Origin of the sequence: Paenibacillus sp. NFR01 (assembly GCF_900111565.1) — a bacterium.
Lineage (GTDB): Bacteria > Bacillota > Bacilli > Paenibacillales > Paenibacillaceae > Paenibacillus_AQ.
Genome location: NZ_FOIK01000005.1, coordinates 282,593 through 289,323, shown reverse-complemented (window position 1 = coordinate 289,323; position 6,731 = coordinate 282,593). Strand labels below are relative to the sequence as shown.

The following is a 6,731-nucleotide window of genomic DNA, read 5'->3' as shown; positions in this document are numbered from 1 at the left end:
TTTCATGATCTGCGTCACACTCACGCGACAATCCTGCTGAAACGGGGAGTGCATCCGAAAATTGTTCAGGAGAGGCTTGGGCATTCTTCAATCCAGATTACTCTCGATACCTATTCGCATGTACTGCCTGGTCTTCAAGAGGCCGCATTGCTCACGTTAGGAGGGTCAATTCTTGGAAAAAACGACACTTCAACAGACTAAAGGTTTGCAGTCCGTTTGCAGAAAAAAAAGACGCGACCTCCGCACCACCGGAGAACCGCGCCACTATCGTGTTTTAAGGATGCTGGTGAAGGGAATTGAACCCCCGGCCTACGCATTACGAGTGCGTTGCTCTACCCCTGAGCTACACCAGCTTGAGACATGATTTTTACCGTCAAACAAAAAATATTATACAGCTTCCAGAAAAAAACGCAAGCCTTTTTTTGATCAGCACGGCTACCTGCCAGTATAGAAGCACTCCGTCTTCCGCCCCCCTGGCACTTGGCTACGCCTGCAGAGCATTAAACCCTCCGTTCCTCCCTCTTGGCTACTCCTTCAGCTTGCGCTCTACCGATTCGAGCTTGCTGCGGCTGTTGGACGGTTTGTCGCGCCGGTCGTCGATCTTGAGTGAAGTGGACACCCTCTGCGCGCCGGCGGCAAACGGCGATTCATGCAGCGCCTCGACGGCTGCGAGAATACGCGGAAGCGGCCCCTCGATGATCGTCCCCATGGATGTCAGTTCATACGTAATGCCTTCCACCGTCTGCAGCACGCGCTGCATCTCGGCCACATAGCTGCTAAGGCTGGTGCTGCCCGTTCCGATCGGAATGACCGTAACCTCGCCAATCGCCATCGTTAATCCCTCCTGTGTTTTTGATGCAAAATGAAATGCGTTCGTTCTATATATTGTAACAACTTGGCGCGCCGCCCACAAACTCCGCCCCCGCAGGCGAATACTGCCCGAAAGAACCGAGAGCTGCCGATGTCTCCTTCTCCCGGCCTAGCCCAGTGCTGGGCGCACTACAATTTTGGAGTCTTTGTGGCAAATTTCGGGATAATTTATGACTTGTTTTTCCCATGTTTTATCCAAAATCTGTGGATACCTTGTGGACGAGCTGTGGATCAATTGTGGACCAACTGTGAGTAAATCGGTAAATCCCAGGCGTGGCGCGGCCTCGCAAAAAAATGTTTACAAGCACAATATATTGGGTTAACTTTAATTAATAACAACAAAATATAGTAGAAACAGGTGTTTTGGGTTCCTTAAGAGCCCAAGACTTAAAAGGGAAGCGCGGTGCAAATCCGCTGCGGTCCCGCCACTGTAACCGGATGCTGCGGGACGGTTTTCAAGCCTGCCCGGCGCAGCATTCTCCGGCAATCGCCACTGGGGGGATTTTCCTTTCGGGAAGGCGCCGGAGACCGCCGGGAGCCAGGAGACCTGCCTGTTTCAACGACACCATAGATACGCCTGCGAGGAACAGGCGGGGTGTCCGAATGCGGCATGCATGTTGATAGGGTATACCTGAATATCCGCTCACGGATATTTTGCTGCGCATACGGGCATTTCCCGCCTTCCGGGCGGGGGATGCTTTTTCATTGTAAAGAGGCTTGAAGAATTCGGGAGGAGAGAGTACTAATGACGCTGCTGGAGAAACGGTATAACGGCGGACAAGCCGCAAACGAGGCCATGCTTGAGGAGCTTATCGATTTGGGCCGCGATATTATCGAAAGTCTGGATATGGATATGCTGCGGGAGAACGCCAATTTGAACGGAGAGAGCTTTTCCGGAAAAATGAGCAAGTTCGGCAGTGAATATTCCAAATGGTATGCCCGGAACTTTACGATGCCGCCCCGTCTGATCCAGGCTTCGCGGGAGAATGTCGTGTATGTCCACGATCTGGATCAATACGCCATCGGGACAACCAACTGCATTTTCATTCCGTTTGAACGTCTGCTCCGCGAAGGCTTTAATACCGGCAACGGCAGCGTCCGCCCCCCGAATTCGATCATGACCGCGATGTCGCTGGTGGCGATTATTTTCCAATCCCAGCAAAATGCCCAATACGGCGGCGTCTCCGCAAACAAAATTGACCATGATCTGGCGCCATACGTAACGAAATCATTTGCCAAGCTGTTCCGCAAAGGCCTGGACTATTTCGAGGAAGGCGAAGCCGGCCCTCATCTGGGGGAGATCTCCATGAGCCGCGCCGATCTGGCCGAGGCTTACCCGCGTTCGTTCCGTTTTGCCAAAAAAGAGACCGAAATCGAAACGCTCCAGGCGGCGGAGAGCATGATACATAACCTGAATACGATGTCCAGCCGCGCCGGCGGACAGATTCCGTTCACGAGCATCAACTATGGAACCTGCACCTCGCCGGAGGGTCAACTGGTGATCAGTTCCCTGCTTACGGCGACTATGAACGGCCTGGGCAGCGGCGAAACGCCGGTGTTCCCGATCCAGATTTTTAAATGCAAAAAAGGCGTAAACCAGCAGCCGGGCGAACCGAACTATGAACTGTTCCTGAAAGCGACGGACTGCTCTGCACGCCGGCTTTATCCGAATTTCGCCAATCTGGACGCGCCGCTCAACCTGCAATATTACGATCCGGCCGACCCGGATACCGAATTTGCCACGATGGGCTGCCGCACCCGGGTGCTCGGCGACCGCTTCGGACGCAACCACTGCTCCGGCAAAGGCAACCTGTCGTTTAATACGCTGAACCTCGTGCGGCTCGGTGTGAAACACGGCACGATCAAAGGCCGGCGCCTTGTAGCCGACGAAAAAGCATTCTACGACGATCTGAACCACTATATGGATATCGCGCTTGAAGGCCTCGTGCACCGCTACCGCATTCAGGCGGCGCAGAAGGCAAAAGCTTCCGACTTCATGATGCGTGAAGGCGTCTGGGAAGGCGGCCAGGAGCTGGCGCCCGACGAAAGCGTAGGCGAACTGCTGAAGCACGGCAGCCTGTCCATCGGCTTCATCGGGATGGCGGAATGCATGAAGGCGATGTACGGCAAACACCACGGCGAAGACATGGACGTCCATGCCAAAGCGCTGGCCATCGTTCAGCACATGCGTGAATACTGCGACCGCAAGAGCGATGAGCTGAACCTGAACATCACCCTGTTCGCTACGCCGGCGGAAGGTCTCTCCGGCAAGTTCACCAAGGTGGACCGCAAGACGCTGGGCAGCATTTCCGGCGTAACCGACCGCGAATACTATACGAATTCGTTCCATGTTCCCGTGTACCATGAACTCGGTGCGGCGCAAAAGATCAGCCTGGAAGCGCCTTTCCATGAATATTGCAACGCCGGCGCGATTTCCTATGTCGAGCTGAACGGCAATGCCCGCAGCAACCCGGCGGCTTTTGTCAAAATCATTAAATACGCGATGGAGCAAAACGTCAGCTATTTCAGCATCAACCATCCGGTCGACCGCTGCTCCGGCTGCGGATACGAAGGCGTGATCGGCACGAACTGCCCTTCTTGTGGCGCGCATGAAGAGGAAGTCCATATCCGCCGCCTGCGCCGCGTCACCGGCTACCTGACCGGCGATTATCAAACCCGTTTCAACGCCGCCAAACAAGCGGAAGTGCGCGACCGGGTGAAGCATCTGTGAATATTTGCGGCTACTATCCGGAATCGATCAACGAAGGGGAAGGCATGCGGGCCGTGATTTTCCTGAGCGGCTGCCGGCACCGCTGCCCCGGTTGCTTTAATCCGGAGACCTGGAATTTCCGGTACGGGGAGCCGTTTACTCCGGAGCGGCAGCAAGAGATCATCGCCGAAATGGCGGCCAATCCGCTGCTCGACGGACTGACGCTCGCCGGCGGCGATCCCTTTTTCTCCGCCGGCGAAGCGGCGGCGTTCATCCGCGAGCTGCGTGCGGTGCTGCCGGACTTCCCGGTCTGGATCTACAGCGGCTACACCTACGAGGAACTGCTGGCGTTGCCCGGCTCCCCGGAAATGGAACTGCTGTCCCTGTGCCAGGTGCTGATCGACGGCCGGTTCGTTGAAGCGCTGAAGGATACGACGCTGCACTACCGGGGCAGCAGCAACCAGCGCATCATCGACATCCCGGCCAGCCTGGCCGCAGACGAAGTGCTGCTCTGGCAGCCGGCGGTGCTGTAGCAAGAACGCATTAAATTAAGATACATTGTCCGCTGTCCATTCAGCGGCTTTCTTTATCCCATATAGTTCAATTTTTGATATTGAAAATTAAACTGATAATCGAAAGGAAGATCGCCTTATGCCAGCACTTGTGACCAAACCCGATAACCGCCGATTGGCTTTTGATGAAATCCGTCTTTCCGTGTACGCGGACCGCGTCCTCAGCGGCCTCGACAGCCTGTCCAAAGAAACGCTGCTGCGCGGCGTTAACTCCAAACTACGCCGTGACGAAGTTAGCGGTGAAGACATCAGCAACGCGTTTACGATGAGCGCCCTGGAGCTGGTGACTAAAGAAGAACCGGACTGGAAGTTCGCTGCCGCCCGCTCGCTGCTGACCTCCCTCTACAAAAAGGCCGCCTTCAACCGCCGCTATAAAGCATATCCGGACGAACCATACGGCGAGCTGTACCCGCTGATCAAGGAACTGGTCGACAAGGGCATTTATCGCGAGGAGCTGCTTACCTGCTACACCAAGGAGCAAATCGCTGAACTGGGTGCCTGCATCGACCCTTCGCGCGACCTGCTCTTTGACTATATCGGCTTGCTGACGTTGTCCGACCGCTATCTGGCCCGCGATTTCGAGGGCCGCGTCATGGAGCTGCCGCAGGAGCGCTACATGGTTATCGCTATGTTCCTGATGCACCGCGAACCCGAAGAGAAACGCCTTGAGCTTGTAAAAGAAGCCTATTGGGCGATGAGCAACATCTACATGACCGCAGCAACGCCAACCATGTCCAATGCCGGAAAAAAGGTGGCGGGCCAGCTCTCCAGCTGCTTTATCGACACCGTCGACGACTCGCTGGAAGGCATCTTCGATTCCAACACCGATGTGGCCCGGCTGAGCAAAATGGGCGGAGGCATCGGCGTCTACCTCGGCAAGGTCCGCGCCCGCGGCTCAGATATCCGCGGTCACAAGAACACCAGCTCCGGCGTCATCCCGTGGATCCGCCAGCTGAACAATACCGCCGTCAGCGTCGACCAGCTCGGCACGCGCAAAGGCGCGGTGGCCGTCTATCTCGACGTTTTTCACAAAGACATCCTGGCCTTCCTTGATCTGAAGCTGAACAACGGCGACGAGCGGATGCGGGCCCATGACGTATTTCACGGCGTATGCCTGCCTGATCTGTTCATGGAAGCGGTGGAAGCGCGGGAAGGCTGGAATCTGTTCTGTCCGCATGAAGTGAAGAAAGTGATGGGCTGGAAAGATGACAACGGCCGCCCGCTGGGCCTGGAGGATTTCTATGACGAAACCGTCGGCGCCGGCATGTTCCGCGAGAAATACGCCGAAGCGGTTGCCCATCCCGCCTTGTCCCGGATCACGGTGCCGGCCATCGACATCATGAAGCGGATCATGAAATCGCAGCTGGAGACCGGCACGCCGTATATGTTCTACCGCGATACCGTCAACCGGGCCAACCCGAACCGCAATCAGGGCATGGTGTTCTCGTCGAACCTGTGCACGGAAATTATGCAAAACCAATCGGCCACCGTCGTTGAACAGGAAGAACTCGTTACCAAAGACGGGCAGACGCGGATTGTCATCTCGAAAATCCCCGGTGATTTTGTCGTCTGTAACCTGAACTCCATTCACCTCGCCCGCGCGGTTCCTGCCGGGGTACTGGAGCGCCTGGTGCCGATCCAGATGCGCATGCTCGACAATGTCATCGACATCAATAATATCGAAGTGCTGCAAGCGCAGTACACGAACAGCCAATACCGCGCAGTCGGCCTGGGCACCTTCGGGCTGCATCATCTGCTCGCTCTGAAGGGCATCCGCTGGGAGTCCGAGGAAGCCGTAGAATATAACAACGACCTGTATGAGTACATCAATTACCTTGCCATCCGTTCCAGTCTGGAGCTGTCCCGCGAAAAAGGCCGGTATCCGAAGTTCGCCGGCTCCGACTGGGAGACAGGTGCCTACTTCACATCGCGCGGCTACACAAGCGGCGAACGCGAAGGCAAATACGTGGCGACTGCCCAGTGGCAGGAGCTGCAGGAAGCCGTCGCCCGTGACGGCGTGCGCAACGGCTGGATGATCGCCATCGCGCCGAACGGCTCGACGTCGATCATCGCCGGCTCCACGGCCAGCATCGACCCGCTGTACGACCTGCTCTCCTATGAGGAGAAAACGACGTACAAGATCGCCAACCCGGCGCCGGATTTATCCGAAAAGACCATTTGGTACTATAAAACGGCATTCCTGATTGACCAGAACTGGTCGATCCGCATGGCTTCGGCGCGCCAGCGCCATATCGACCAGGGCCAAAGCTTTAATCTCTATGTACGGCCGGACATCAAAGCGACCGAATTCCTGCAGCTTTATCTGAACGCCTGGAAGGGCGGAATGAAGTCCACCTATTATGTGCGGAGCCGGGCTTTGACCATTGAGGAGTGCGAATCTTGCGCGAGCTAAAGCTCAAACCCCGCTTCAAGCCACCTGTGCCATAACCGTTGCTGCGCAGAATGTTCGGGCCTTCGGCCGCTGTTGTCATCGACTGTCTTTTATCGTATCAGGCGGAGGACAGTCGATGACAAAGGCGGACGCTCCTGCTCCTACGGCTCCAAACTTCCGCTTCGCA

General features: G+C 56.1%; 4 protein-coding genes, 1 tRNA gene, 1 pseudogene and 1 riboswitch. Of the genes and pseudogenes, 4 read left to right on the top strand and 2 right to left on the bottom strand.

Annotated elements, in window-relative coordinates; translation table 11 throughout:
* A partial coding sequence (locus BMW84_RS20530) for a tyrosine-type recombinase/integrase (protein ID WP_091071587.1) occupies positions 1 to 201 on the top strand: 201 nt, incomplete at its 5' end.
* An 80-nt stretch (positions 202 to 281) separates the two neighbouring features.
* On the opposite strand, the gene BMW84_RS20525 is transcribed toward BMW84_RS20530, so the two are convergent.
* Positions 282 to 353 (bottom strand) — tRNA-Thr (locus BMW84_RS20525).
* 173 nt (positions 354 to 526) lie between these two features.
* Complete coding sequence (locus BMW84_RS20520; RefSeq protein WP_091071586.1) at positions 527 to 832, bottom strand: MTH1187 family thiamine-binding protein; 306 nt, start codon at positions 830 to 832, stop codon at positions 527 to 529.
* Positions 833 to 1,210: 378 nt separating this feature from the next.
* Positions 1,211 to 1,440: riboswitch (cobalamin riboswitch) on the top strand.
* A 175-nt stretch (positions 1,441 to 1,615) separates the two neighbouring features.
* Between BMW84_RS20520 and BMW84_RS20515 the strand changes: the two genes are divergently transcribed.
* The 3 genes and pseudogenes from BMW84_RS20515 to BMW84_RS20505 all read left to right on the top strand — a co-directional run.
* Positions 1,616 to 3,601: an anaerobic ribonucleoside triphosphate reductase gene (locus BMW84_RS20515; RefSeq protein WP_091071584.1), complete on the top strand. Its 1,986-nt coding sequence runs from the start codon at positions 1,616 to 1,618 to the stop codon at positions 3,599 to 3,601.
* Positions 3,598 to 4,113: an anaerobic ribonucleoside-triphosphate reductase activating protein gene (nrdG, locus tag BMW84_RS20510; RefSeq protein ID WP_091071582.1), complete on the top strand. Its 516-nt coding sequence runs from the start codon at positions 3,598 to 3,600 to the stop codon at positions 4,111 to 4,113. Before BMW84_RS20515 ends, nrdG begins: the two co-directional genes overlap by 4 nt.
* A gap of 115 nt (positions 4,114 to 4,228) precedes the next feature.
* Positions 4,229 to 6,565, top strand: a pseudogene (locus tag BMW84_RS20505) (ribonucleoside-diphosphate reductase subunit alpha); the annotation flags it as partial.
* Positions 6,566 to 6,731: the final 166 nt, after the last annotated feature.